This window comes from Kineococcus lubricus (assembly GCF_050871965.1).
Lineage (GTDB): Bacteria > Actinomycetota > Actinomycetes > Actinomycetales > Kineococcaceae > Kineococcus.
This window is the reverse complement of sequence record NZ_JBJLSK010000047.1, coordinates 1-25773: the sequence shown is the minus strand read 5'-3', so window position 1 is coordinate 25773 and position 25773 is coordinate 1. Positions and strand designations below refer to the sequence as shown.

Sequence of the window (25773 nt, the reverse complement as noted above, 5' to 3'; positions counted from 1 at the left end):
GCCGGACGACACGTCCGGCCGCCCCTGTGCGTTCTCCGGCGCCGTCCCGGGGCGGCGCCGGGGGAGCCGGCGGTCCACAGGTCGGGGCGTCGCCTTGACGCGGACCCCGCGGCGGAGCATCCTCATCACCGGTTGTCCTCGACTCCCGGTCCGGCCCGACAGCGACGTCGGCGGGGTGGGAGTCCGCGGCCCAGGTTCGCCAGAGCCGGGGGCTGGACAGGTGCGCCCATCACGGGTACCCTGTTGTTTTGCGCTGCCCAGCGTCATATGGCCGGTCGTCGCCGTGGGAACGACCGAGTGGGACGGGGCGCGCACAACGTTCGCAGGCCCGTGGAAGGACCCCTCTTGGCTGCCTCGCGTCCAGAGTCCGCACCGAACAGCACCGGCACCACCGTCGTCGGCAACCAGTCGCCGCGCACCGTCTCCGGACGGTACTCCTTCGGCAAGATCCACGAACCGCTTGAGGTCCCCGACCTCCTGGCGCTGCAGACCGACAGCTTCGACTGGCTGCTCGGCAACAAGCGCTGGCAGGACCGGGTGGAGGCGTCCACCAACGGTGGCCTCGCCGTCCCGACGACCTCGGGCCTGGAGGAGATCTTCGAGGAGATCTCCCCGATCGAGGACTTCTCCGGCTCCATGTCGCTGTCGTTCCGCGACCACCGGTTCGAGCCCCCGAAGTACTCCCTGGACGACTGCAAGGAGCGCGACCTCACCTACGCCGCCCCGCTGTTCGTCACGGCGGAGTTCATCAACGGCAACACCGGTGAGATCAAGTCGCAGACGGTCTTCATGGGCGACTTCCCGCTCATGACCGACCGCGGCACCTTCGTCATCAACGGCACCGAGCGCGTCGTCGTGTCGCAGCTGGTCCGTTCCCCCGGCATCTACTTCGAGCGCGTCCCGGACAAGACGTCCGACCGCGACACGTGGACCGCGAAGATCATCCCCTCGCGCGGTGCCTGGCTCGAGTTCGAGATCGACAAGCGCGACACCGTCGGCGTCCGCGTCGACCGCAAGCGCAAGCAGTCGGTCACGGTCCTGATGAAGGCCCTGGGCTGGAGCGAGTCCCAGATCCGCGAGGAGTTCGCCGACTACGAGTCGATGATCTCCACGCTGGAGAAGGACCACACCTCCGGCGTCGAGGACGCGCTGCTGGACATCTACCGCAAGCTGCGTCCGGGCGAACCGCCGACGCAGGAGGCCGCGCGCAACCTGCTCGACAACCTCTACTTCAACCCCAAGCGCTACGACCTGGCGAAGGTCGGCCGCTACAAGGTGAACAAGAAGCTGGGCATGGAGGAGCCGCTGAGCTCCAGCGTGCTCTCGGTCGACGACATCGTCCGCACCATCAAGTTCCTCGTGAAGCTGCACGCCGGCGAGGTCTCGATGCCGGGGGTCAAGAACGGTCAGCCGGTCGACGTCCGCGTCGAGGTCGACGACATCGACCACTTCGGCAACCGCCGCCTGCGCAGCGTCGGCGAGCTCATCCAGAACCAGGTCCGCACGGGCCTGTCCCGGATGGAGCGCGTCGTGCGCGAGCGCATGACGACCCAGGACGTCGAGGCGATCACGCCGCAGACGCTGATCAACATCCGCCCCGTCGTGGCCTCCATCAAGGAGTTCTTCGGGACGAGCCAGCTGTCGCAGTTCATGGACCAGACCAACCCGCTCGCGGGTCTGACCCACAAGCGCCGCCTCTCGGCGCTGGGCCCCGGTGGTCTGTCCCGCGAGCGGGCCGGCATGGAGGTCCGCGACGTCCACCCGTCGCACTACGGCCGCATGTGCCCGATCGAGACCCCCGAGGGCCCGAACATCGGCCTGATCGGCTCGCTGTCCTCGTACGGGCGGATCAACCCGTTCGGCTTCATCGAGACGCCGTACCGCCGGATCGTCGACGGCCGCGTCTCCGACGACGTCGACTACCTGACGGCCGACGAGGAGGACGCCTTCGTCATCGCGCAGGCGAACGCCCCGCTGAACCCGGACGGCTCGTTCGCCGAGGCCCGCGTCCTGGTGCGCGCCAAGGGCGGTGAGACGGAGTTCGTCCCGAACTCCGAGGTCGACTACATGGACGTCGCCGCCCGGCAGATGGTCTCCGTGGCGACCGCGATGATCCCGTTCCTCGAGCACGACGACGCCAACCGCGCCCTCATGGGCGCGAACATGCAGCGCCAGGCGGTCCCGCTGGTCAAGACCGAGGCGCCGCTCATCGGCACCGGCATGGAGTTCCGCGCCGCCGTCGACGCCGGGGACGTGGTCGTGGCGACCAAGGCCGGCGTGGCCACCGAGGTCTCCGCGGACCTCATCACCGTGTCCAACGACGACGGCACGACCAGCGCCTACAAGGTCGCGAAGTTCCGCCGCTCCAACCACGGCACCGCGTACAACCAGCAGGTCGTCATCGACGAGGGCGCCCGCGTCGAGGTCGGCACCGTCCTCGCCGACGGCCCGTCCACCGACGGTGGCGAGATGGCCCTGGGCCGCAACCTGATGGTCGCGTTCATGCCGTGGGAGGGTCACAACTACGAGGACGCGATCATCCTGTCGCAGCGCCTCGTGCAGGACGACGTCCTGTCCTCGATCCACATCGAGGAGCACGAGGTCGACGCCCGCGACACCAAGCTCGGGCCCGAGGAGATCACCCGGGACATCCCGAACGTGGCCGAGGACGTCCTGGCCGACCTCGACGAGCGCGGGATCATCCGCATCGGCGCCGAGGTCCGCGACGGCGACCTGCTCGTCGGCAAGGTCACGCCCAAGGGCGAGACCGAGCTGACCCCGGAGGAGCGCCTGCTGCGCGCCATCTTCGGCGAGAAGGCCCGCGAGGTCCGCGACACGTCGCTGAAGGTGCCCCACGGCGAGACCGGCACGGTCATCGGCGTGAAGGTCTTCGACCGCGACGAGGGTGACGAGCTGCCCCCGGGCGTGAACCAGCTGGTGCGCGTCTACGTGGCGAACAAGCGCAAGATCACCGACGGTGACAAGCTCGCCGGCCGTCACGGCAACAAGGGCGTCATCTCTAAGATCCTGCCCGTCGAGGACATGCCGTTCCTCGAGGACGGGACCCCGGTCGACGTGATCCTCAACCCGCTCGGCGTGCCGAGCCGGATGAACGTCGGTCAGGTCCTGGAGCTGCACCTGGGCTGGATCGCCAGCCGCGGCTGGTCGATCGAGGGCGACCCGGACTGGGCCAAGCTCATCCCCGAGGAGATCCGCTCGGCGCCGCCGGGCTCCCGCATCGCCACGCCCGTCTTCGACGGTGCGCGCGAGGAGGAGATCACCGGTCTGCTGAGCTCGACGCTCAAGACGCGCGACGGCGACCGCCTCGTGCAGGGCGACGGCAAGGCGCGGCTGTTCGACGGCCGTTCCGGCGAGCCGTTCCCGGACCCGGTCTCGGTCGGCTACATGTACATCCTGAAGCTGCACCACCTGGTCGACGACAAGATCCACGCCCGCTCGACCGGCCCGTACTCCATGATCACCCAGCAGCCGCTCGGTGGTAAGGCGCAGTTCGGCGGTCAGCGCTTCGGCGAGATGGAGGTCTGGGCCCTGGAGGCCTACGGCGCCGCCTACGCCCTGCAGGAGCTGCTCACGATCAAGTCCGACGACGTCCTGGGCCGCGTGAAGGTCTACGAGGCGATCGTCAAGGGCGAGAACATCCCCGAGCCGGGCATCCCCGAGTCCTTCAAGGTGCTCATCAAGGAGATGCAGTCGCTGTGCCTGAACGTGGAGGTCCTCTCCTCGGACGGCATGGCCATCGAGATGCGCGACAGCGACGAGGACGTCTTCCGGGCGGCCGAGGAGCTGGGCATCGACCTGGCGCGGCGCGAGCCCAGCAGCGTCGAAGAGGTCTGACGGACGGCGGGCGGGGGCAGGAACCCCCGCCCGCCCCGGCCGGACAACGGGGCCCCGTGACGGGGCTCCTCGGATCAGTCAGACCTCGGAAGAACCTAGAGAAAGAAGATCACGTTGCTCGACGTCAACTTCTTCGACGAGCTGCGCATCGGGCTGGCCACCGCGGACGACATCCGCACGTGGTCGCACGGTGAGGTCAAGAAGCCCGAGACCATCAACTACCGCACCCTGAAGCCGGAGAAGGACGGGCTCTTCTGCGAGAAGATCTTCGGTCCCACCCGGGACTGGGAGTGCTACTGCGGCAAGTACAAGCGCGTCCGCTTCAAGGGCATCATCTGCGAGCGCTGCGGTGTCGAGGTCACGCGGGCCAAGGTCCGTCGTGAGCGCATGGGGCACATCGAGCTCGCCGCCCCCGTCACCCACATCTGGTACTTCAAGGGTGTCCCGAGCCGGCTGGGCTACCTGCTCGACCTGGCGCCGAAGGACCTCGAGAAGGTCATCTACTTTGCGGCCTACATGATCACGTCGGTCGACGAGGAGGGTCGCCAGCGCGACTTCGCCTCGCTCGAGGCGCAGATCGAGGTCGAGAAGCGCGAGGTCGAGAACCGTCGCGACTCCGACGTCGAGGCCCGCGCCAAGACGCTGGAGACCGACCTGGCCGAGCTCGAGGCCGAGGGCGCGAAGTCGGACGTGCGCCGCAAGGTGCGCGAGTCCGCCGAGCGCGAGATGGCGCAGATCCGCCGCCGCGCCGACACCGAGATCGACCGCCTGACGACGATCTGGGACCGCTTCCGCACCCTCAAGGTCCAGGACCTCGAGGGCGACGAGGTGCTCTACCGCGCCATGCGCGAGCGCTTCGGCCTCTACTTCGAGGGCGGCATGGGGGCGGCGGCGCTGCAGAAGCGCCTGCAGAGCTTCGACCTGGAGGCCGAGGCCGAGTCCCTGCGCGAGACCATCGCGACGGGCAAGGGGCAGCGCAAGACGCGCGCGCTCAAGCGCCTCAAGGTCGTCTCGGCGTTCCTGACCACGCGCAACTCGCCCGACGGCATGGTCCTGGACTGCGTCCCGGTCATCCCGCCGGACCTGCGCCCGATGGTGCAGCTCGACGGTGGCCGCTTCGCGACCTCCGACCTCAACGACCTGTACCGCCGGGTCATCAACCGCAACAACCGGTTGAAGCGCCTCCTCGACCTCGGGGCCCCCGAGATCATCGTGAACAACGAGAAGCGCATGCTCCAGGAGGCCGTCGACGCGCTCTTCGACAACGGCCGCCGCGGTCGCCCGGTGACGGGTCCGGGCAACCGTCCGTTGAAGTCGCTGTCCGACATGCTCAAGGGCAAGCAGGGGCGTTTCCGCCAGAACCTGCTCGGCAAGCGCGTCGACTACTCGGGCCGTTCGGTCATCGTCGTCGGCCCGCAGCTGAAGCTGCACCAGTGCGGTCTGCCCAAGCAGATGGCCCTCGAGCTGTTCAAGCCGTTCGTCATGAAGCGGCTCGTGGACCTGTCGCACGCGCAGAACATCAAGTCGGCCAAGCGCATGGTCGAGCGCGCCCGCCCGGTGGTCTGGGACGTCCTGTCCGAGGTCATCACCGAGCACCCCGTGCTGCTCAACCGCGCGCCCACGCTGCACCGCCTCGGCATCCAGGCCTTCGAGCCGCAGCTGGTCGAGGGCAAGGCCATCCAGATCCACCCGCTCGTCTGCACCGCGTTCAACGCGGACTTCGACGGCGACCAGATGGCCGTGCACGTGCCGCTGAGCGCGGAGGCGCAGGCCGAGGCCCGCATCCTCATGCTGTCCTCGAACAACATCCTCAAGCCGGCGGACGGTCGTCCGGTGACCATGCCCACCCAGGACATGATCATCGGTCTGTACCACCTGACCGCCGACCGGGACGACGTCGAGGGCGTCGGCCGCCAGTTCTCCTCGCTCGCCGAGGCGATCATGGCCTTCGACGCGCGGCAGCTGCACCTGAACGCCAAGGTGCGGATCCGCCTGCAGGGCGTCGTGCCGGCCGAGGGCTGGACGCTGCCCGAGGACTGGACGGCGGGGGACGACCTGACCGTCGACACCACGCTGGGCCGGGCGCTGTTCAACGAGACGCTGCCGGTGGACTTCCGGTACGTCAACACCGCGGTGGACAAGAAGCGTCTGTCGGCGATCGTCAACGAGCTCGCCGAGAAGTACCCGAAGGTGCAGGTCGCGGCGGCGCTGGACGCCCTGAAGGAGGCCGGCTTCCGCTGGGCCACCCGCTCGGGCACCACCGTCTCCATCGCCGACGTCGTGGCCCCGCCGAACAAGCTGGCCATCCTCGAGACGTACGAGGCCAAGGCGGAGAAGGTCCAGCAGCAGTACGAGCGTGGTCTGATCACCGACGACGAGCGCCGTCAGGAGCTCATCGAGATCTGGACGCAGGCCACGAACGACGTCGCCAAGGACCTCGAGGCGGCCATGCCGCAGCACAACACGATCCACCGCATGGTGAGCTCGGGTGCTCGTGGTAACTGGATGCAGATGCGTCAGCTCGCCGGGATGCGTGGCCTCATGGCCAACCCGAAGGGCGAGATCATCCCGCGTCCGGTCAAGGCCTCCTTCCGCGAGGGCCTGACCGTGGGTGAGTTCTTCATCACCACGCACGGCGCCCGCAAGGGTCTGGCGGACACCGCGCTGCGGACCGCCGACTCGGGGTACCTGACCCGTCGTCTCGTCGACGTCTCGCAGGACGTCATCGTCCGCGAGGAGGACTGCGGCACCAGCCGCGGTCTGGCGATGCCGATCGCGGAGAAGGGTGCCGACGGCACCCTGCGCCGCCACGACGACGTCGAGACCAGCGTCTACGCCCGCACGCTGGCCACCGACGTGGTGGTCGACGGCGAGGTCGTGCTGGCCGCCGGCGCCGACCTCGGCGACGTCGTCATCGACGCGCTGGTCGCCCAGGGCGTCGAGAGCGTCAAGGTGCGCTCGGTGCTGACGTGCGAGTCCCGCGTCGGGACCTGCGCGCACTGCTACGGCCGCTCGCTGGCCTCCGGCAAGCTCGTCGACATCGGCGAGGCCGTCGGGATCGTCGCGGCGCAGTCGATCGGTGAGCCCGGCACGCAGCTGACGATGCGCACCTTCCACACCGGTGGTGCCGCGTCGGAGTCCGGTGACATCACGCACGGTCTGCCGCGCGTGGTCGAGCTGTTCGAGGCCCGCACCCCGAAGGGGAACGCGCCGATCTCCGAGGTCGCGGGGCGCACCCGCATCGAGGAGACCGACAAGGGCCGCAAGATCGTCGTCACCCCCGACGACGGCGCGGAAGAGGTCGAGTACCCCGTCACGCGCCGTCAGCGGCTCCTGGTGGAGGACGGCACGCACGTCGAGGTCGGGCAGAAGCTCGTCCAGGGTGCGGTCGACCCCAAGCAGGTGCTGCGCATCCTCGGCCCGCGCCGGGTGCAGATGCACCTGGTCGACGAGGTGCAGGAGGTCTACCGCTCGCAGGGCGTGTCGATCCACGACAAGCACATCGAGGTCATCGTCCGCCAGATGCTCAAGCGGGTGACGATCATCGAGCAGAACGGGTCCGAGCTGCTGCCCGGTGAGCTCGTCGAGCGCGCGCGCTTCGAGGAGGAGAACCGCCGGGTCATGGCCGAGGGCGGTCAGCCGTCCTCGGGTCGTCCCGAGCTCATGGGGATCACGAAGGCGTCGCTCGCGACGGACTCGTGGCTGTCCGCCGCCTCCTTCCAGGAGACGACCCGCGTCCTGACGAACGCGGCCATGGAGGGCAAGAGCGACCCGCTGCTCGGCCTGAAGGAGAACGTCATCATCGGCAAGCTCATCCCGGCCGGCACGGGTCTCCCGCGCTACCGCAACATCCGGGTCGAGCCCACCGAGGAGGCCAAGGCGCAGATGTACTCGGTGCCGGGCTACGACGACGTGGACTACGCGCAGTTCGGCGTGGGCTCCGGCCAGGCCGTTCCGCTCGAGGAGTTCGACTACGGCAGCAGCGACTACCGCTGACCTGCTGAACCGGGCCGTCCCGCTCCCCCTCGGGGGAGCGGGACGGCCCCTCCGCGGGCCCGCGACCAGCGCGACGGGCTCGTTTTGACCACTCAACAGCGCGGCGGGTAGTCTCGTGTCCGCTTGACACGAGCGCGCCCGCAACCAGGTGACGGACGTCATCCCTGCGGGACCTCGACCGAACGACACGCCCGACCTCGTGGGTCGGCGGGGGTCGAGCGCCGGCCCATCAGGGTGGCGCGTTCCCAGGACAGCCGACACACAAGATCGAGACAGACGGAGACAGGGTGCCCACCATCCAGCAGCTGGTCCGCAAGGGCCGGGAGGACAAGGTCGTCAAGACCAAGACGCCCGCCCTCAAGGGCAGCCCGCAGCGCCGTGGCGTGTGCACGCGTGTGTACACCACGACGCCGAAGAAGCCGAACTCGGCGCTGCGCAAGGTCGCCCGCGTGAAGCTGACCAGCGGTATCGAGGTCACCGCCTACATCCCCGGTGTGGGTCACAACCTCCAGGAACACTCGATGGTCCTCGTCCGCGGTGGCCGCGTGAAGGACCTCCCGGGCGTCCGCTACAAGATCGTCCGCGGCTCGCTCGACACCCAGGGCGTCAAGAACCGCAAGCAGGCGCGCAGCCGCTACGGCGCGAAGAAGGAGAAGAGCTGACATGCCGCGCAAGGGCCCCGCACCCAAGCGTCCCCTCGTGGTGGACCCGGTCTACCAGTCCCCGCTGGTGACGCAGCTCGTCAACAAGATCCTCCTCGACGGCAAGAAGTCCGTCGCCGAGTCGATCGTCTACGGCGCCCTCGAGGGTGCCCGCGACAAGACCGGTGGCGACCCCGTCGTCGTGCTGAAGCGTGCGCTGGACAACGTCAAGCCCGCGATCGAGGTCAAGTCCCGTCGCGTCGGTGGGTCGACCTACCAGGTCCCCATCGAGGTGCGCCCGAGCCGCTCCACGACGCTGGCCCTGCGCTGGCTCGTCGGCTACGCCCGGCAGCGCCGTGAGAAGACCATGACCGAGCGTCTGCTCAACGAGATCCTCGACGCCTCGAACGGTCTCGGTGCCGCGGTCAAGCGCCGCGAGGACACCCACAAGATGGCCGAGTCGAACCGGGCCTTCGCGCACTACCGCTGGTGACCCCGGCGGTGGGCTCCGCTCGCCGTTCCGCACCCTCGATCCCAGGGAAGAGGCAGTAAACCGTGGCACAGGACGTGCTGACGGACCTGACCAAGGTCCGCAACATCGGCATCATGGCTCACATCGACGCCGGCAAGACGACGACGACGGAGCGGATCCTCTTCTACACGGGGATCAACTACAAGATCGGCGAAGTCCACGACGGCGCGGCCACGATGGACTGGATGGAGCAGGAGCAGGAGCGGGGGATCACCATCACCTCCGCCGCCACCACCTGCTTCTGGGAAGGCACCCAGATCAACATCATCGACACGCCCGGCCACGTCGACTTCACGGTCGAGGTCGAGCGGTCGCTGCGCGTCCTGGACGGTGCCGTCGCCGTCTTCGACGGCAAGGAGGGTGTCGAGCCCCAGTCCGAGACCGTGTGGCGGCAGGCGGACAAGTACGACGTCCCGCGCATCTGCTTCGTCAACAAGATGGACAAGCTGGGCGCCGACTTCTACTTCACCGTCAAGACGATCGTCGAGCGCCTCGGCGCCGAGCCCCTCGTGATGCAGATCCCGATCGGCGCGGAGAACGACTTCCTCGGGGTCATCGACCTCGTCTACATGCGCGCCCTGACCTGGCGCGGTGACACCGCCAAGGGCGAGGCGTACGAGAAGGAAGACATCCCGGCCGAGCTGCAGGAGAAGGCCGAGGAGTACCGGACCAAGCTGCTCGAGCGCGTGGCCGAGACCGACGAGGCCCTCCTCGAGAAGTACCTCGGCGGCGAGGAGATCACGCCCGAGGAGATCAAGAAGGCCGTCCGCCAGCTGACGATCGCCAGCGAGGTCTACCCGATCTTCTGCGGCTCCGCGTTCAAGAACAAGGGCGTGCAGCCCATGCTCGACGCGGTGCTGGACTACCTGCCCTCGCCGCTCGACGTGAAGCCGATGATCGGTCACAAGGTCGGCGACGAGTCCGTCGAGATCATCCGCAAGCCGGACGCCGACGAGCCGTTCTCGGCCCTGGCGTTCAAGGTGGCGGCGCACCCGTTCTTCGGGAAGCTGACCTACGTCCGCGTCTACTCCGGCGTCGTGTCCTCCGGTGCCCAGGTCGTCAACTCGACCAAGGGCAAGAAGGAGCGCATCGGGAAGCTCTTCCAGATGCACTCCAACAAGGAGAACCCGGTCGACGAGGCTCGTGCGGGCCACATCTACGCGATGATCGGCCTCAAGGAGACGACGACGGGCGACACGCTGTCCGACCCGGCGCAGCAGGTCGTGCTCGAGTCGATGACCTTCCCCGAGCCCGTCATCTCGGTCGCCATCGAGCCGAAGACGAAGGGCGACCAGGAGAAGCTCGGCACGGCCATCCAGCGCCTCGCGGAAGAGGACCCGACCTTCCAGGTCGAGCTCGACCAGGAGACCGGCCAGACGATCATCAAGGGGATGGGCGAGCTCCACCTCGACATCCTCGTCGACCGCATGAAGCGCGAGTTCAAGGTCGAGGCGAACGTCGGCAAGCCGCAGGTCGCCTACCGCGAGACCATCCGTCGCGCAGTCCTCAAGGAGGACTACGTGCACAAGAAGCAGACCGGTGGTTCGGGTCAGTACGCGAAGGTCCAGGTCTCGATCGAGCCCCTGGACACCGCGGACGGCACGTTCTACGAGTTCGTGAACGCCGTCACCGGTGGTCGCGTCCCGCGCGAGTACATCCCGTCGGTCGACAACGGGATCCAGGAAGCCATGCAGGAGGGTGTCGTCGCCGGCTACCCGCTCGTCGGGGTCAAGGCGACCCTGGTCGACGGTGCCGCCCACGACGTCGACTCCTCCGAGATGGCCTTCAAGATCGCGGGGAAGATGGTCCTGCGCGAGGCTGTCCGCAAGGCGCAGCCCGTGCTGCTCGAGCCGGTCATGGCCGTCGAGGTGCGCACGCCCGCCGACTACATGGGCGAAGTCATCGGCGACCTGAACTCCCGCCGTGGCCAGATCGAGTCCATGGAGGACGTCAGCGGGGCCAAGCTCGTCAAGGCGGCCGTCCCCCTGTCGGAGATGTTCGGCTACGTCGGGGACCTGCGGTCCAAGACGCAGGGCCGCGCGGTCTACTCGATGCAGTTCGCCAGCTACGCGGAGGTTCCGCGGAACGTGGCGGACGAGATCGTCAAGAAGGTCCGCGGGGAGTGACCCTCTCCTGACGACCCGGGGGAGCGGTCCGCGAGGACCGTTCCCCCACAGCAGGACCCCTGGACCACACCGCGTGGGCCAGTGACCAGCCAGGTCACCCACCCACCCGTTGAACCGGGTCGGGAAGAAACGACAGTCCGAGGAGGACCCCCAAGTGGCGAAGGCGAAGTTCGAGCGGACCAAGCCGCACGTCAACATCGGCACGATCGGTCACATCGACCACGGGAAGACGACGTTGACCGCGGCGATCACCCGCGTGCTGCACGACAAGTTCCCGGAGCTGAACAAGGCTTCGGCGTTCGACCAGATCGACAAGGCCCCTGAGGAACGTCAGCGCGGCATCACGATCTCGATCGCACACGTCGAGTACCAGACCGAGGCGCGTCACTACGCCCACGTCGACTGCCCGGGTCACGCGGACTACATCAAGAACATGATCACGGGTGCGGCGCAGATGGACGGCGCCATCCTCGTGGTCGCGGCCACCGACGGCCCGATGCCGCAGACGAAGGAGCACGTCATCCTGGCCCGCCAGGTCGGCGTCCCCTACATCGTCGTGGCGCTGAACAAGGCCGACATGGTCGAGGACGAGGAGCTCCTCGAGCTCGTCGAGATGGAGGTGCGTGAGCTCCTCTCGTCCTACGAGTTCCCGGGCGACGACGTCCCCGTGGTCCGCGTCTCGGCGCTCAAGGCCCTCGAGGGCGACGCCGAGTGGGGCGACAAGCTCATGGAGCTCATGGACGCGGTCGACACCGCGATCCCCGAGCCCGAGCGCGCCGTCGACCAGCCGTTCCTGATGCCGATCGAGGACGTCTTCACGATCACCGGCCGCGGCACCGTCGTGACCGGCCGCATCGAGCGCGGTGTCCTGAACGTCAACCAGGAGGTCGAGATCGTCGGCATCAAGCCGACCTCCTCGAAGACCACCGTCACCAGCATCGAGATGTTCAACAAGATGCTGGACACCGGCCAGGCCGGCGACAACGCCGCCCTGCTGCTGCGTGGTCTCAAGCGTGACGACGTCGAGCGCGGCCAGGTCGTGACCAAGCCGAACTCGATCACCCCGCACACCGAGTTCGAGGGTCAGGCCTACATCCTGTCCAAGGACGAGGGTGGCCGTCACACGCCCTTCTACAACAACTACCGTCCGCAGTTCTACTTCCGGACGACCGACGTCACCGGCGTCGTCTCGCTGCCCGAGGGCACCGAGATGGTCATGCCCGGTGACAACACCGAGATGAAGGTCGACCTCATCCAGCCCATCGCGATGGAAGAGGGCCTGAAGTTCGCGATCCGTGAGGGTGGCCGCACCGTCGGCGCCGGTCGGGTCACGAAGATCATCAAGTGAGTTGAGCCGCTGCGGGAGGTACCCTCCCGCAGCGGATCGCTCGCCGGGGCGAAGGGGCGGGTCCTCCAGGACCCGCCCCTTCGTCGTGGGCGAGCCGTTCACCACCCATGGACCCGCTGCTCGATTCGCCAAGGGGCCCGTTCGTCTGGCAGACTATCGGGGTTGCTGTGCCGCTGACCCGCGCCTGGATCAAGATCCCATCCGATCCGGGGACCGGGCCGGACCCCCGGCCGGCAGCCGCGAACGTCGAACGTCTCGTACGGGCGGCGGACGGTTCACCTGGACCTCCAGGGCAACCTGAACAGGACCACACCGGGCAACCGGGAGAGGGTGCAGTTCGTGCGAGAGCGCGACACGCCCGACCTCGGGGGTCGGAGCACCACCACAGGGCAGGGCTCCGCGCCGCGCGCGAGTCAGTAGCGGTACGAAGAGAGAGAGTCAGACGACGCCATGGCGGGACAGAAGATCCGCATCAGGCTCAAGGCCTACGACCACGAGGTCATCGACAGCTCGGCGCGCAAGATCGTCGACACGGTGACCCGCACGGGCGCGTCGGTCGCAGGGCCCGTGCCGCTGCCGACCGAGAAGAACGTCTACTGCGTCATCCGCTCGCCGCACAAGTACAAGGACAGCCGCGAGCACTTCGAGATGCGGACGCACAAGCGTCTCATCGACATCATCGACCCGACGCCGAAGACCGTCGACTCGCTCATGCGTCTCGACCTCCCGGCCGGTGTCGACATCGAGATCAAGCTCTGAGGGACTGCACACGATGAGCGACAGGCAAGTGCGAGGTGTGCTCGGCACCAAGCTCGGCATGACCCAGCTGTGGGACGCGGACAACCGCGTCGTCCCGGTCACGGTCGTCAAGGTCGAGCCGAACGTCGTCACCCAGATCCGCACCACTACCACCGACGGCTACGAAGCCGTCCAGCTGGCCACCGAGGCCATCGCGCAGCGCAAGGCGAACAAGCCTGCCACCGGGCACTTCGAGAAGGCGGGCGTCGCTCCGCGTCGTCACCTCGTGGAGCTGCGCACGACGGACGCCGGCTCCTACGAGCTCGGCCAGGAGGTCACCGCCGAGGTCTTCGAGACCGGCGCGACCGTCGACGTCGTCGGCACCACCAAGGGCAAGGGCTTCGCCGGTGTCATGAAGCGTCACGGCTTCGCCGGCGTCGGCGCCTCCCACGGTGCGCACCGCAACCACCGCAAGCCCGGGTCCATCGGCGGCTGCGCCACCCCGGGTCGCGTGTTCAAGGGCATGCGGATGGCCGGTCGCATGGGTGCGGCTCGCCAGACCACCCAGAACCTGACCGTGCAGGCGATCGACGCGGAGAAGGGGCTGCTGCTCATCACGGGCGCCATCCCCGGTCCCCGCGGCGGCCTCGTGCTCGTCAAGAGCGCGTCCAAGGCGCGCGTGAAGGAGGCCTGAGATGACCGAGACGACTCAGACCGCTGAGCCCATCACCGTCCCGCTGCGGACCGCCGACGGCGGCACCAACGGCACCGTCGAGCTGCCGGCGAAGGACTTCGCCCGCCAGGCGAACATCGCGCTGATCCACCAGGTGGTGACCGCCCAGCTCGCGGCGGCCCGTCAGGGCACCCACTCGACCAAGCGTCGTGGTGAGGTCCGTGGTGGCGGCAAGAAGCCGTACAAGCAGAAGGGCACCGGCCGCGCCCGCCAGGGTTCGCTGCGCGCCCCGCAGTTCACCGGTGGTGGCATCGTCCACGGCCCCAAGCCGCGCGACTACTCGCAGCGCACCCCCAAGAAGATGATCGCCGCCGCCCTGCGCGGTGCGCTCTCCGACCGGGTGCGTCACGACCGTCTGCACGTCGTCGAAGGGCTCGCCGTCGGCGACGCCCCCTCGACCAAGACCGCGCGGACGCTCATCGCGGCCCTGTCCGGCCGCAAGAACGTGCTGGTCGTCCTGACCCGCGACGACGAGGTCTCGCAGAAGTCCCTGCGCAACCTCGACAACGTGCACGTCCTGCCGGCTGACCAGCTGAACACCTACGACGTCCTGAAGAGCGACGACGTCGTCTTCACCCGCGCGGCCCTCGACTCCTTCGTCGCCGGTCCGCCGAAGGGTCGCAGCGCGACCGCGGTGGCGGCGGAATCCGAAGGGAGCACCCTGTGAGCGCGATCGGCGGCACTCAGAAGGACCCGCGCGACATCCTGCTCGCGCCGGTCGTCTCGGAGAAGAGCTACGGGCTCATCGACGAGGGCAAGTACACGTTCCTGGTGGACCCGCGGGCCAACAAGACCGAGATCAAGATCGCGGTCGAGAAGGTCTTCGGCGTCAAGGTCTCCGCGGTCAACACCGCGAACCGCCAGGGCAAGAGCCGGCGCACCAAGTTCGGTACTGGTAAGCGCAAGGACACCAAGCGGGCCATCGTGACGTTGCGCGAGGGCACGATCGACATCTTCGGCGGCTCGGTCGCCTGAGCCCCCGGGGCTCGCACGACTGCCGTAGACACCTTCGAACCCGAGGAAACGCTGCAATGGGAATCCGCAAGTACAAGCCGACGACGCCGGGCCGCCGTGGCTCGTCCGTCGCCGACTTCGTCGAGATCACGCGGAGCGAGCCGGAGAAGTCGCTCGTCCGCCCGCTGTCCAAGACCGGTGGCCGCAACTCGTCCGGTCGGATCACCACCCGTCACATCGGTGGTGGGCACAAGCGCGCCTACCGCGTGATCGACTTCCGTCGTCACGACAAGGACGGCGTCGCCGCGAAGGTCGCTCACATCGAGTACGACCCCAACCGCACCGCGCGCATCGCGCTGCTGCACTACGTGGACGGCGAGAAGCGCTACATCATCGCCCCCGCGAAGCTGAAGCAGGGTGACCGGATCGAGAACGGCCCCGAGGCCGACATCAAGCCCGGCAACAACCTGCCGCTGCGCAACATCCCCGTGGGTACGGTCATCCACGCCATCGAGATCCGTCCCGGTGGCGGCGCGAAGATCGCCCGCTCCGCCGGCGCGAGCGTCCAGCTCGTCGCCCGCGAGGGTCGTTTCGCCCAGCTGCGCATGCCGTCCGGCGAGATCCGGAACGTCGACGTCCGCTGCCGCGCCACCATCGGCGAGGTCGGCAACGCCGAGCAGTCCAACATCAACTGGGGCAAGGCCGGCCGCATGCGCTGGAAGGGCAAGCGCCCGACCGTCCGCGGTGTCGCCATGAACCCGATCGACCACCCGCACGGTGGTGGTGAGGGGAAGACGTCCGGTGGTCGTCACCCCGTCAGCCCCTGGGGCAAGCCTGAAGGCCGTACGCGGCGTCCGGGCAAGGAGAGCGACAAGCTCATCGTCCGTCGCCGCCGCACCGGCAAGAAGCGCTGATAGGGAGCTAAGGCCATGCCTCGCAGCTTGAAGAAGGGCCCGTTCGTCGACGACCACCTCCAGAAGAAGGTGGACGCGCAGAACGAGGCCGGAACGCACAACGTCATCAAGACGTGGTCCCGCCGTTCGGTCATCACCCCGGACTTCCTGGGTCACACGTTCGCGGTGCACGACGGCCGCAAGCACGTCCCCGTCTTCGTCACCGAGTCGATGGTGGGGCACAAGCTCGGCGAGTTCGCTGCCACGCGGACGTTCAAGGGCCACGAGAAGGACGACCGCAAGGGTCGTCGTCGCTGAGCCACCGGCTCCAGCGGCACCACCTTTCGAGACCGAAACCAGGAAGCAGGACAGGGATGGAAGCCAAGGCGCAGACGCGGCACCTCCGCGTCACGCCCCAGAAGGCGCGCCGAGTCGTCGACCTCGTCCGGGGCAAGCAGGCCACCGAAGCCGTCGCCGTGCTGTCGTTCGCCCCGCAGGCGGCGGCCGAGCCGGTGCGCAAGCTCGTCGAGAGCGCCATCGCGAATGCGAAGTTCCTCGCGGACAAGCACTCCGAGGCGTTCGACCCGAACGAGTACGTCGTCAAGGCGATCCACGTCGACGAGGGTCCGACCATGAAGCGTTTCCGTCCGCGGGCCCAGGGCCGCGCCGGACGCATCCTGAAGCGCACCAGCCACATCACCGTGGTCGTGGCCCCCGCCGTCGCCGGCGCCAAGAAGACGAGGAGGACCCGCTGATGGGACAGAAGGTCAACCCGTTCGGGTTCCGACTGGGCATCACCACCGACCACCGCAGCCGGTGGTTCGCCGACTCCACCAAGACCGGTCAGCGCTACGCCGACTACGTCAAGGAGGACGTCGCGATCCGTCGCCTCATGTCCAAGGGCATGGAGCGCGCGGGCATCTCGAAGGTCGAGATCGAACGCACCCGCGACCGCGTGCGCGTCGACATCCACACCGCCCGGCCGGGCATCGTCATCGGCCGCCGCGGTGCGGAGGCCGACCGCATCCGCGGTGAGCTCGAGAAGCTCACGGGCAAGCAGGTCCAGCTGAACATCCTCGAGGTCAAGAGCCCCGAGACCGACGCCCAGCTGGTCGCCCAGGGCATCGCCGAGCAGCTCGCGAGCCGCGTCTCCTTCCGCCGCGCCATGCGCAAGGGGATGCAGACCACGATGCGCTCGGGCGCCAAGGGCATCCGCGTCGCGTGCGCCGGCCGCCTCGGCGGTGCGGAGATGTCGCGCTCGGAGTTCTACCGCGAGGGTCGGGTTCCGCTGCACACGCTGCGCGCGAACATCGACTACGGGTTCTACGAGGCCCGCACCACCTTCGGCCGCATCGGCGTGAAGGTGTGGATCTACCACGGCGACGTCACCAGCCGTGAGCTCGCCCAGTCGCAGGCCGCCGCTCCGCGCGCCCCGCGTCGTGGTGAGCGTCCCGACCGCGGCGAGGGCCGCGGCCGTCGTCGTCCGACGCAGGAGAGCGCACCCGTGGCCGAGGCCGCGGCTGGTGGCGCTGCTCCGACCGGGACCGCTGCTGCGCAGCCGGTCACCGGCAAGGGTTCCAACGGAACGGAGGCCTGAGTCGTGCTCATCCCGCGGCGAGTCAAGCACCGCAAGCAGCACCACCCCACGCGGCGTGGCGCTGCCTCCGGCGGCACCCGGGTCACCTTCGGTGAGTACGGGATCCAGGCGGTGGAGGGCGGCTACGTCACCAACCGCCAGATCGAGTCCGCTCGTATCGCCATCACCCGCCACATCCGTCGTGGCGGCAAGGTCTGGATCAACATCTACCCGGACCGTCCGCTGACGAAGAAGCCGGCCGAGACCCGCATGGGTTCCGGCAAGGGTTCGCCGGAGTGGTGGATCGCGAACATCAAGCCCGGTCGCGTGATGTTCGAGCTGTCGTTCCCGACCGAGAAGGTGGCGCACGAGGCTCTGACCCGTGCGATCCACAAGCTCCCGGTCAAGTGCAAGATCGTGCGTCGTGAGGGTGGTGAATGATGGCGATCGGGACCAAGGGCCTGAGCGCTGACGAGCTCCGCGAGTTCGACGACACGAAGCTTGTCGAGGAGCTGAAGAAGGCGAAGGAAGAGCTGTTCAACCTGCGCTTCCAGTCCGCCACCGGCCAGCTGGAGAACAACTCCCGGCTGAAGGCCGTCAAGCGGGACATCGCCCGCATCTACACGACGATGCGCGAGCGCGAGCTCGGCATCACCGAGGCGCCGATCACGAAGGAGGCTGCGAAGTGAGCGAGCAGGACACCGCTGCGACCACGACCGAGCGCGGCTACCGCAAGACGCGTCGCGGTTACGTCGTCAGCGACAAGATGCAGAAGACCGTCGTCGTCGAGGTCGAGGACCGCGTGAAGCACCCGCTCTACGCCAAGGTCATCCGCCGCACGACCAAGGTCAAGGCGCACGACGAGGTGGAGACGGCGAACGTGGGCGACCTCGTCCTCATCGCCGAGACCCGGCCGCTGTCCGCCACCAAGCGTTGGCGCGTCGTCGAGGTCCTCGAACGCGCGAAGTGACGCGCGCGCTCTCGGGCGCGTTCGACCGAGGGTGGGCCGCTGCTGCGGCCCACCCCCAGATTCCATGTCCGTTCGGCCAGGCTCGCCCCCTCGCGGGTGGTCGAGAACCGGCGCGACGAAGGAGTAGAGAGTGATCCAGCAGGAGTCGCGGCTCAAGGTCGCCGACAACACGGGTGCCAAGGAGATCTTGTGCATCCGCGTGCTCGGTGGCTCCGGCCGCCGCTACGCCGGCATCGGTGACGTGATCGTGGCCACGGTCAAGGACGCCATCCCCGGTGGGAACGTCAAGAAGGGCGATGTGGTCAAGGCCGTCATCGTCCGCACCAAGAAGGAGCGTCGGCGCGCCGACGGTTCCTACATCCGTTTCGACGAGAACGCCGCGGTGATCCTCCGCGCAGACGGCGACCCGCGCGGTACCCGCATCTTCGGGCCCGTCGGCCGTGAACTGCGCGAGAAGAAGTTCATGCGGATCATCTCGCTGGCTCCGGAGGTGCTCTGACCATGGGGAAGTTGCGCATCAAGAAGGGTGACCTGGTCCAGGTCATCACCCGCGTGCGCGGGCGCAAGAACGAGGACGGCACCAAGACGTCCGACCTCGGCAAGCAGGGCAAGGTCCTCGAGGTCAACGCCGAGACCCAGCGGGTCCTGGTCGAGGGCGTGAACCGCATCAAGCGGCACACCAAGGCCCGTCCCGGTGTGGAGGGCGGCATCGTCGAGCGCGAGGCCCCGATCCACATCAGCAACGTGCAGCTCGTCGACCCGGAGACCAAGAAGCCGACCCGCGTCGGCATCCGCGAGGAGAAGGTCGAGCGCGACGGTCGCACCAAGACCAACCGCATCCGCGTCGCCAAGCGTTCCGGCAAGGACATCTGATGACCACCACCACTGAAGCGCCCGCCCTGCCTCGTCTGAAGCAGCGCTACCGCGAAGAGATCAAGGGTCAGCTGCACACGCAGTTCTCGTACCCGAACGTCATGCAGATCCCCGGCCTGGTCAAGGTCGTCGTGAACATGGGCGTCGGCGAGGCCGCGCGTGACTCCAAGCTGATCGACGGCGCGGTCCGCGACCTGACGGCCATCACCGGCCAGAAGCCGCAGATCACCAAGGCTCGCAAGTCCATCGCGCAGTTCAAGCTCCGCGAGGGCATGCCGATCGGTTGCCACACCACCCTGCGTGGGGACCGCATGTGGGAGTTCCTGGACCGTCTGCTGTCGCTGGCGCTCCCGCGCATCCGCGACTTCCGCGGTCTGTCGCCGAAGCAGTTCGACGGCAACGGCAACTACACCTTCGGTCTCAACGAGCAGTCGATGTTCCACGAGATCGACCAGGACAAGATCGACCGCGTCCGCGGGATGGACATCACGGTCGTGACGACGGCGAAGACCGACGACGAAGGCCGTGCGCTGCTGCGTGCTCTGGGCTTCCCGTTCAAGGAGAACTGACCGTGGCGAAGACCGCTCTGATCCACAAGGCTGCGCGCAAGCCCAAGTTCAAGGTGCGCGCCTACACCCGCTGCCAGCGTTGCGGTCGCCCGCACGCCGTCTACCGCAAGTTCGGCCTGTGCCGCATCTGCGTGCGCGACATGGCACACCGCGGCGAGCTGCCCGGTGTGACCAAGTCCAGCTGGTGACCTCTTCTTTCTTCACGACCCTGATCACTGAGACGCCGAAGGTCCGAGCCACCGAACGTGGCGCGGAAACCGCGGCGAGGAAGGGCGGACGAGCCCGATGACGATGACCGACCCCATCGCGGACATGTTGACGCGACTGCGGAACGCCAACTCGGCGTACCACGACGTGGTGCAGATGCCGTACAGCAAGCTCAAGTCGCACATCGCCGAGATCCTCCAGGCCGAGGGCTACATCGCCTCCTGGACGGTCGAGGACGCCGAAGTCGGCAAGAAGCTGACGCTGAACCTGAAGTTCGGCCCCAACCGTGAGCGTGCGATCGCCGGCCTGCGCCGCGTCAGCAAGCCGGGTCTGCGGGTCTACGCGAAGTCGACGAACCTGCCCCGCGTGCTGGGCGGCCTGGGCGTGGCGATCCTGTCCACGTCCTCGGGCCTCCTGACCGACAAGCAGGCCAACAAGAAGGGCGTGGGTGGGGAAGTCCTCGCCTACGTCTGGTGAGGGAGGAGAACTCATGTCGCGCATCGGCCGACTCCCGATCACCGTCCCCTCGGGTGTGGACGTGACCATCGACGGCGCAGCCGTCACGGTCAAGGGCCCCAAGGGCGAGCTGAACCACACCGTCGCTTCGCCCATCGCGGTGGAGCGCTCCGAGGACGGCACCCTCCAGGTGACCCGTCCCGACGACGAGCGCTCCTCGCGCTCGCTGCACGGCCTGACCCGCACCCTGATCTCGAACATGGTCGAGGGCGTCACCAAGGGCTACGAGAAGAAGCTTGAGATCGTCGGCACGGGGTACCGCGTCACGGCCAAGGGCTCCGACCTCGAGTTCGCGCTCGGCTTCAGCCACCCGGTCGTCGTCAAGGCGCCGGCGGGCATCACCTTCGCGGTGGAGAACAACACCCGGTTCTCCGTGGCGGGGATCGACAAGCAGCAGGTCGGCGAGGTCGCCGCGAACATCCGCAAGCTCCGCAAGCCCGACCCGTACAAGGGCAAGGGCGTGCGCTACGCCGGCGAGCAGATCCGCCGCAAGGTCGGAAAGGCTGGTAAGTGACCATGGGACTCTCCACCCAGAAGACCCAGAAGGGCACTGCGCCGGCGCGCAAGCGTCGTCACACCCGCGTGCGCAAGAAGGTCGTCGGCACCGCCGTGCGTCCTCGTCTCGTGGTCACGCGGTCCACGCGCCACGTCTTCGTCCAGGTCATCGACGACGCCGCGGGTCACACCCTGGCGTCGGCCTCGACCATGGAGGCGGACCTGCGCGCCAGCGGCGACGACAAGTCCGCCAAGGCGAAGGCCGTGGGCGTGCTCGTCGGTGAACGCGCCAAGGCTGCCGGTATCGAGGCCGTGGTCTTCGACCGCGGCGGCAACCGCTACGCCGGCCGTGTCGCGGCGATCGCCGACGGCGCTCGTGAGGCGGGGCTGGCCCTGTGACCTACGAAGTCGATGAGATGAGGAACGTCTGATGCCTGGACCCCAGCGCCGAGGCGCCGGTGCGGCCGGCGGCGGCGACAACCGCAACGACAACCGTGGTGACAACCGCGGCCGTGGTGGTCGCGACGGCGGCCGCGACAACCGTGGACGTGGTGACGCGGGCGACCGCAGCAACTTCGTCGAGCGCGTCGTGACCATCAACCGCGTGGCCAAGGTCGTCAAGGGCGGCCGCCGCTTCAGCTTCACGGCCCTCGTGGTCGTGGGCGACGGCGACGGCACCGTCGGTGTCGGCTACGGCAAGGCCAAGGAGGTGCCCGCGGCGATCGCCAAGGGTGTCGAGGAGGCCAAGAAGAACTTCTTCCGCGTCCCCAAGATCCAGGGCACCATCCCGCACCCCGTGCAGGGTGAGAAGGCGGCCGGCGTGGTCATGCTGCGCCCGGCGTCCCCGGGTACCGGCGTCATCGCCGGTGGTCCGGTCCGCGCCGTCCTGGAGTGCGCGGGCATCCACGACGTCCTGTCGAAGTCCCTCGGCAGCGACAACGCGATCAACATCGTGCACGCGACGATCGAGGCCCTGCGCGGCCTCGAGCGCCCCGAGCAGGTCGCGGCGCGTCGTGGTCTGCCGGTCGAGCACGTCGCCCCGGTCGCGCTGCTGCGCGCCCAGGCCGCGGGGGTGACCGCCTGATGGGTCGCCTGAAGATCACGCAGACCAAGTCCGGCATCGGCGGCAAGCAGAACCAGCGCGACACGCTCCGCAGCCTCGGGCTCCACAAGATCGGGCAGTCGGTCGTCAAGGACGACAAGCCCGAGTTCCGTGGGATGGCGAACACCGTCGCGCACCTCGTGAAGGTTGAGGAGGTCGACTGATGGCCAACCAGGGCGAACACGTTCTGAAGCTGCACCACCTGCGCCCGGCTCCGGGCTCGAACACCGCCAAGACGCGCGTCGGCCGCGGTGAGGGCAGCAAGGGCAAGACCGCCGGTCGCGGCACCAAGGGCTCCAAGGCCCGCTACCAGGTGCCCGAGGCCTTCGAGGGCGGCCAGATGCCCCTGCACATGCGCCTGCCGAAGCTGCGCGGGTTCACCAACCCGTTCCGCGTCGAGTTCCAGGTCGTCAACCTCGACAAGCTCGCGACCCTCTTCCCCGAGGGCGGCACCGTGGGTGTCGACGAGCTCGTCGCCAAGGGCGCGGTCCGCAAGGGCCAGCCCGTCAAGGTGCTCGGCACCGGTGAGATCACCGTGGCCCTGCAGGTGACGGCCGACAAGTTCTCGGCTTCGGCGGCCGAGAAGATCGCGGCTGCGGGCGGGACCACCACCGTTCGCTGACGCGAGCACAGCACTGCCCACGCGGCGGTAGCGGCGAGTGATCGCCCGCTACCGCCGCGTGCGCGTTTGCGGGGAGGTAGGGTCTACCCGGACGGCGTAGGCCTCGGCTCGAGGACCCTCCGTCCGGCCCAACCGTCCGACCCGTCAGTGACAACCCGTCTCCTCCTCGACAGGGGAGCGCGGTGCAGGAGGTCGTAGTGCTCACCGCAATCGGTCGCGCCTTCCGGACGCCCGACCTGCGCCGCAAGCTGCTGTTCACGATCGGGATCATCGTCCTGGTCCGACTCGGCTCGTTCGTGCCGGCCCCGGGGGTCTCGTACTCCGCCGTCCAGCAGTGCATCGACCTGGCCCAGACCGGGAACGACCTGCTCGGCCTGGCGAACCTCTTCTCCGGCGGCGCGCTGCTCCAGCTCAGCGTCTTCGCGCTCGGGATCATGCCCTACATCACCGCGAGCATCATCGTGCAGCTGCTCACGGTCGTGATCCCCCGCTTCGAGGAGCTGAAGAAGGAGGGGCAGCAGGGCACCAGCAAGCTCACGCAGTACACGCGGTACCTGACGATCGGCCTGGCGATCCTGCAGTCCACGACCTACGTGACGATCGCGCGGGAGCCCTCGCGGCTGTTCGGGACGTCGTGCAACGCGCAGGTCCTGCCCGACCAGAGCGTGCCGACGATCCTGCTGATGGTCCTGACCATGACGGCCGGCACCGGCCTGATCATGTGGATGGGCGAGCTCGTCACCGAGCGCGGGGTCGGCAACGGCATGTCCCTGCTGATCTTCGCCCAGATCGCCGCGACCTTCCCCACCTCGCTGCTGGCCATCGGCCGCGAGCGCGGCTGGCTGACCTTCGCGGGGGTCGTCGCGGTCGGCCTGGTGGTCGTGGCGGCCGTCGTCGCGGTCGAGCAGTCCCAGCGCCGGGTGCCGGTGCAGTACGCCAAACGGATGATCGGCCGGCGGATGTACGGGGGCACCTCCACGTACATCCCGCTCAAGGTCAACATGGCGGGCGTCATCCCGGTGATCTTCGCCTCGTCGCTGCTCTACCTGCCGGCGCTGGTGGCCCAGTTCAACGACCCGAACGAGGCCTGGGTGGCCTGGATCACGGACCACTTCACCAAGGGTGACCACCCGCTGTACATGGCCGTGTACTTCCTGCTCATCATCTTCTTCGCGTACTTCTACGTCGCGATCACGTTCAACCCGGACGAGGTCGCCGAGAACATGCGCAAGTACGGCGGCTTCATCCCCGGCGTGCGCGCCGGACGGCCCACCGCCGAGTACCTGGACTACATCCTCACCCGCATCACCCTGCCAGGATCGCTGTACCTGGGGCTCATCTCGCTGCTTCCCCTCATCGCGTTCGTGCTCTTCAATGCCAACACGAACTTCCCCTTCGGGGGCACGTCGATCCTGATCATCGTCGGGGTCGGGCTCGAGACGGTGAAGCAGATCGAGTCCCAGCTCCAGCAGCGAAACTACGAAGGGTTCTTGCGATGACTCGTCTCGTCCTCCTCGGTCCGCCCGGTGCGGGCAAGGGCACCCAGGCCAAGCTCCTGTCGTCCCGCCTCGGTGTCCCCGCCATCTCCACCGGCGACATCTTCCGCGCCAACGTCGCGGAGGAGACCGACCTGGGCAAGACGGTCAAGGAGTACCTGGACGCCGGTCGCTACGTGCCGGACACCGTGACCAACGCGATGGTCCGCGACCGCCTGCAGCAGCCCGACGCCGTCGACGGCTTCATCCTCGACGGCTACCCGCGCACGACCGACCAGGTCCGCGAGCTGGACGACATGCTCCGCGAGAGCGGCGCCAAGCTCGAGCACGTCCTCGAGATCACGGCCGACACCGAGGAGCTGGTGCGCCGGCTGACCCGTCGCGCCCTCGAGCAGGGCCGCTCGGACGACACCGAGGACGTCGTCCGCACCCGTCAGCGCGTCTACGCCGAGCAGACGGCCCCGCTCGTGGAGGTCTACTCCGAGCGCGGCCTGCTGCGGTCGGTGGACGGCCTGGGGGAGATCTCGTCGGTCACCGAGCGCCTCGTGGCGGCGCTGGGCCTGCCCCCCGCCTGACCGTGTTCGGACGCGAGAAGGTCGAGTACAAGACGCCGGACCAGGTCCTGGCGATGCGGAAGGCCGGGCTGCTGACGCACGCGGCCCTGGAGAGCGTCCGGGCGGCGCTGCGCCCGGGCATCCGACTGGACGAGCTGGACGCCATCGGTGCGGAGGTCATCCGGGCCGGGGGCGGGACGTCCAACTTCCTCGGCTACCACGGGTACCCGAAGACGTTCTGCATCTCGGTCAACGAGGTCGTCGTCCACGGCATCCCGGGGGACCGGGTGCTGGAGGAGGGCGACGTGGTGTCGGTCGACGGCGGCTGCGTCGTCGACGGCTGGCACGGCGACTCGGCGTTCACCGAGATCGTGGGGGAGCCGAAGGACGCCGGGGACGTCGAGCTCGTCGAGGTGACCCGCCGGGCCCTGTGGGCCGGCATCGCCGCGCTGGACGCCCGCGGGCGCGTGGGCGACGTCGGTGCGGCCGTCGAGGACGCCGTCGACGGCCGGCTGGGCATCGTGGACGGGTACACCGGCCACGGGATCGGCCGGGCCATGCACATGGCTCCCGAGGTGCTGAACTACCGCGTCCGGGAGAAGGGCCCGAAGGTCAAGCCGGGCCTGGTGCTGGCCATCGAGCCGATGTGCACGCGCGGTGGCGTCGAGACCGACGTCCTGGCCGACGAGTGGACCGTCGTCACCTCCGACGGCACGCGCTCGGCGCACTGGGAGCACACGGTGGCGGTGCTCGACGAGGGCCTGTGGGTGCTCACGGCCCCCGACGGGGGAGCCGCCGAGCTCGCCGCCTTCGGCGTGAGCGTCCCCTCGGAGTAGGTCGCCGCCGAGCGCCGGACCCCGTGCCGGGGGGGGGGGCGGGGGGGGGGGGGGGGGGGGGGGGGGGGGGGGGGGGGGGGGGGGGGGGGGGGGGGGGGGGGGGGGGGGCGGCGGGGGGGGGGGGGGGGGTGGGGTGCGCGG

30 protein-coding genes are annotated in these 25773 nt (G+C 68.6%); all 30 read left to right on the top strand.

All coding sequences use genetic code 11. The features are described 5' to 3' along the window. Positions 1–345: 345 nt before the first annotated feature. The 30 genes from rpoB to map all read left to right on the top strand — a co-directional run bounded on the left by rpoB (position 346) and on the right by map (position 25632). Positions 346–3855, top strand: coding sequence for a DNA-directed RNA polymerase subunit beta (gene rpoB / locus ACRYRX_RS21415; RefSeq protein ID WP_432515170.1), 3510 nt, complete (start codon positions 346–348; stop codon positions 3853–3855). A gap of 114 nt (positions 3856–3969) precedes the next feature. Next, entirely contained in the window at positions 3970–7851 is a 3882-nt protein-coding gene (locus ACRYRX_RS21410) for a DNA-directed RNA polymerase subunit beta' (protein ID WP_432515168.1), read from the top strand. Positions 7852–8138: 287 nt separating this feature from the next. Beyond that, positions 8139–8513: a 30S ribosomal protein S12 gene (gene rpsL / locus ACRYRX_RS21405; protein WP_012084987.1), complete on the top strand. Its 375-nt coding sequence runs from the start codon at positions 8139–8141 to the stop codon at positions 8511–8513. A 1-nt stretch (position 8514) separates the two neighbouring features. After that, positions 8515–8985 (top strand): 30S ribosomal protein S7, encoded by a 471-nt coding sequence (gene rpsG, locus ACRYRX_RS21400; RefSeq protein WP_106209636.1) that lies wholly within the window; start codon positions 8515–8517, stop codon positions 8983–8985. A 62-nt stretch (positions 8986–9047) separates the two neighbouring features. Next, entirely contained in the window at positions 9048–11150 is a 2103-nt protein-coding gene (gene fusA, locus ACRYRX_RS21395) for an elongation factor G (protein ID WP_432515167.1), read from the top strand. A gap of 154 nt (positions 11151–11304) precedes the next feature. After that, positions 11305–12498, top strand: coding sequence for an elongation factor Tu (tuf, locus tag ACRYRX_RS21390; RefSeq protein WP_432515166.1), 1194 nt, complete (start codon positions 11305–11307; stop codon positions 12496–12498). Between the two features lie 450 nt (positions 12499–12948). Then, positions 12949–13257 (top strand): 30S ribosomal protein S10, encoded by a 309-nt coding sequence (rpsJ, locus tag ACRYRX_RS21385; protein WP_012084982.1) that lies wholly within the window; start codon positions 12949–12951, stop codon positions 13255–13257. A gap of 13 nt (positions 13258–13270) precedes the next feature. Beyond that, a complete protein-coding gene (gene rplC, locus ACRYRX_RS21380) occupies positions 13271–13930 on the top strand; it encodes a 50S ribosomal protein L3 (protein WP_432515165.1) in 660 nt (219 codons plus the stop codon). 1 nt (position 13931) lies between these two features. Beyond that, positions 13932–14636 (top strand): 50S ribosomal protein L4, encoded by a 705-nt coding sequence (gene rplD / locus ACRYRX_RS21375; RefSeq protein WP_432515164.1) that lies wholly within the window; start codon positions 13932–13934, stop codon positions 14634–14636. A gap of 5 nt (positions 14637–14641) precedes the next feature. Next, on the top strand, positions 14642–14944 hold the full coding sequence (rplW, locus tag ACRYRX_RS21370; RefSeq protein WP_179756392.1) for a 50S ribosomal protein L23: 303 nt from the start codon (positions 14642–14644) through the stop codon (positions 14942–14944). Between the two features lie 56 nt (positions 14945–15000). Then, positions 15001–15837 (top strand): 50S ribosomal protein L2, encoded by an 837-nt coding sequence (gene rplB, locus ACRYRX_RS21365; protein ID WP_432515163.1) that lies wholly within the window; start codon positions 15001–15003, stop codon positions 15835–15837. Between the two features lie 15 nt (positions 15838–15852). Further along, positions 15853–16134, top strand: coding sequence for a 30S ribosomal protein S19 (gene rpsS / locus ACRYRX_RS21360; RefSeq protein WP_432515162.1), 282 nt, complete (start codon positions 15853–15855; stop codon positions 16132–16134). A gap of 56 nt (positions 16135–16190) precedes the next feature. Beyond that, positions 16191–16571: a 50S ribosomal protein L22 gene (gene rplV, locus ACRYRX_RS21355; protein WP_366172914.1), complete on the top strand. Its 381-nt coding sequence runs from the start codon at positions 16191–16193 to the stop codon at positions 16569–16571. After that, positions 16571–17413 (top strand): 30S ribosomal protein S3, encoded by an 843-nt coding sequence (rpsC, locus tag ACRYRX_RS21350; RefSeq protein ID WP_432515161.1) that lies wholly within the window; start codon positions 16571–16573, stop codon positions 17411–17413. The genes rplV and rpsC overlap by 1 nt, the downstream gene beginning before the upstream one ends. Positions 17414–17416: 3 nt before the next feature. Next, entirely contained in the window at positions 17417–17833 is a 417-nt protein-coding gene (rplP, locus tag ACRYRX_RS21345; RefSeq protein WP_179750729.1) for a 50S ribosomal protein L16, read from the top strand. Then, the gene (gene rpmC / locus ACRYRX_RS21340) at positions 17833–18081 is read left to right on the top strand and encodes a 50S ribosomal protein L29 (protein WP_432515171.1); all 249 of its coding nucleotides are present in this window, start codon (positions 17833–17835) and stop codon (positions 18079–18081) included. The genes rplP and rpmC overlap by 1 nt, the downstream gene beginning before the upstream one ends. Beyond that, complete coding sequence (gene rpsQ, locus ACRYRX_RS21335) at positions 18078–18362, top strand: 30S ribosomal protein S17 (protein ID WP_432515160.1); 285 nt, start codon at positions 18078–18080, stop codon at positions 18360–18362. The genes rpmC and rpsQ overlap by 4 nt, the downstream gene beginning before the upstream one ends. 130 nt (positions 18363–18492) lie before the next feature. Beyond that, entirely contained in the window at positions 18493–18861 is a 369-nt protein-coding gene (gene rplN / locus ACRYRX_RS21330; RefSeq protein ID WP_012084971.1) for a 50S ribosomal protein L14, read from the top strand. A 2-nt stretch (positions 18862–18863) separates the two neighbouring features. Then, the gene (gene rplX / locus ACRYRX_RS21325; protein ID WP_432515159.1) at positions 18864–19235 is read left to right on the top strand and encodes a 50S ribosomal protein L24; all 372 of its coding nucleotides are present in this window, start codon (positions 18864–18866) and stop codon (positions 19233–19235) included. Continuing rightward, complete coding sequence (rplE, locus tag ACRYRX_RS21320; protein WP_432515158.1) at positions 19235–19804, top strand: 50S ribosomal protein L5; 570 nt, start codon at positions 19235–19237, stop codon at positions 19802–19804. Before rplX ends, rplE begins: the two co-directional genes overlap by 1 nt. Before the next feature lie 2 nt (positions 19805–19806). Continuing rightward, positions 19807–19992: a type Z 30S ribosomal protein S14 gene (locus tag ACRYRX_RS21315; RefSeq protein WP_432515156.1), complete on the top strand. Its 186-nt coding sequence runs from the start codon at positions 19807–19809 to the stop codon at positions 19990–19992. Between the two features lie 97 nt (positions 19993–20089). After that, positions 20090–20488 carry a 30S ribosomal protein S8 gene (gene rpsH / locus ACRYRX_RS21310; protein ID WP_432515155.1) on the top strand — a complete coding sequence of 133 codons (399 nt, stop codon included), beginning with the start codon at positions 20090–20092 and terminating at the stop codon, positions 20486–20488. Between the two features lie 13 nt (positions 20489–20501). Then, positions 20502–21041 (top strand): 50S ribosomal protein L6, encoded by a 540-nt coding sequence (gene rplF, locus ACRYRX_RS21305; RefSeq protein ID WP_432515154.1) that lies wholly within the window; start codon positions 20502–20504, stop codon positions 21039–21041. A 2-nt stretch (positions 21042–21043) separates the two neighbouring features. Continuing rightward, a complete protein-coding gene (rplR, locus tag ACRYRX_RS21300) occupies positions 21044–21421 on the top strand; it encodes a 50S ribosomal protein L18 (protein WP_432515153.1) in 378 nt (125 codons plus the stop codon). A gap of 31 nt (positions 21422–21452) precedes the next feature. Continuing rightward, positions 21453–22106: a 30S ribosomal protein S5 gene (gene rpsE / locus ACRYRX_RS21295; protein ID WP_432515152.1), complete on the top strand. Its 654-nt coding sequence runs from the start codon at positions 21453–21455 to the stop codon at positions 22104–22106. Next, positions 22106–22288 carry a 50S ribosomal protein L30 gene (gene rpmD / locus ACRYRX_RS21290; RefSeq protein WP_432515151.1) on the top strand — a complete coding sequence of 61 codons (183 nt, stop codon included), beginning with the start codon at positions 22106–22108 and terminating at the stop codon, positions 22286–22288. The genes rpsE and rpmD overlap by 1 nt, the downstream gene beginning before the upstream one ends. Continuing rightward, positions 22288–22746 carry a 50S ribosomal protein L15 gene (rplO, locus tag ACRYRX_RS21285; RefSeq protein WP_432515150.1) on the top strand — a complete coding sequence of 153 codons (459 nt, stop codon included), beginning with the start codon at positions 22288–22290 and terminating at the stop codon, positions 22744–22746. Before rpmD ends, rplO begins: the two co-directional genes overlap by 1 nt. A gap of 197 nt (positions 22747–22943) precedes the next feature. After that, on the top strand, positions 22944–24245 hold the full coding sequence (gene secY / locus ACRYRX_RS21280) for a preprotein translocase subunit SecY (protein WP_432515149.1): 1302 nt from the start codon (positions 22944–22946) through the stop codon (positions 24243–24245). Then, positions 24242–24817: an adenylate kinase gene (locus ACRYRX_RS21275; RefSeq protein WP_432515148.1), complete on the top strand. Its 576-nt coding sequence runs from the start codon at positions 24242–24244 to the stop codon at positions 24815–24817. Before secY ends, ACRYRX_RS21275 begins: the two co-directional genes overlap by 4 nt. Positions 24818–24819: 2 nt before the next feature. Continuing rightward, on the top strand, positions 24820–25632 hold the full coding sequence (map, locus tag ACRYRX_RS21270; RefSeq protein WP_432515147.1) for a type I methionyl aminopeptidase: 813 nt from the start codon (positions 24820–24822) through the stop codon (positions 25630–25632). Positions 25633–25773: the final 141 nt, after the last annotated feature.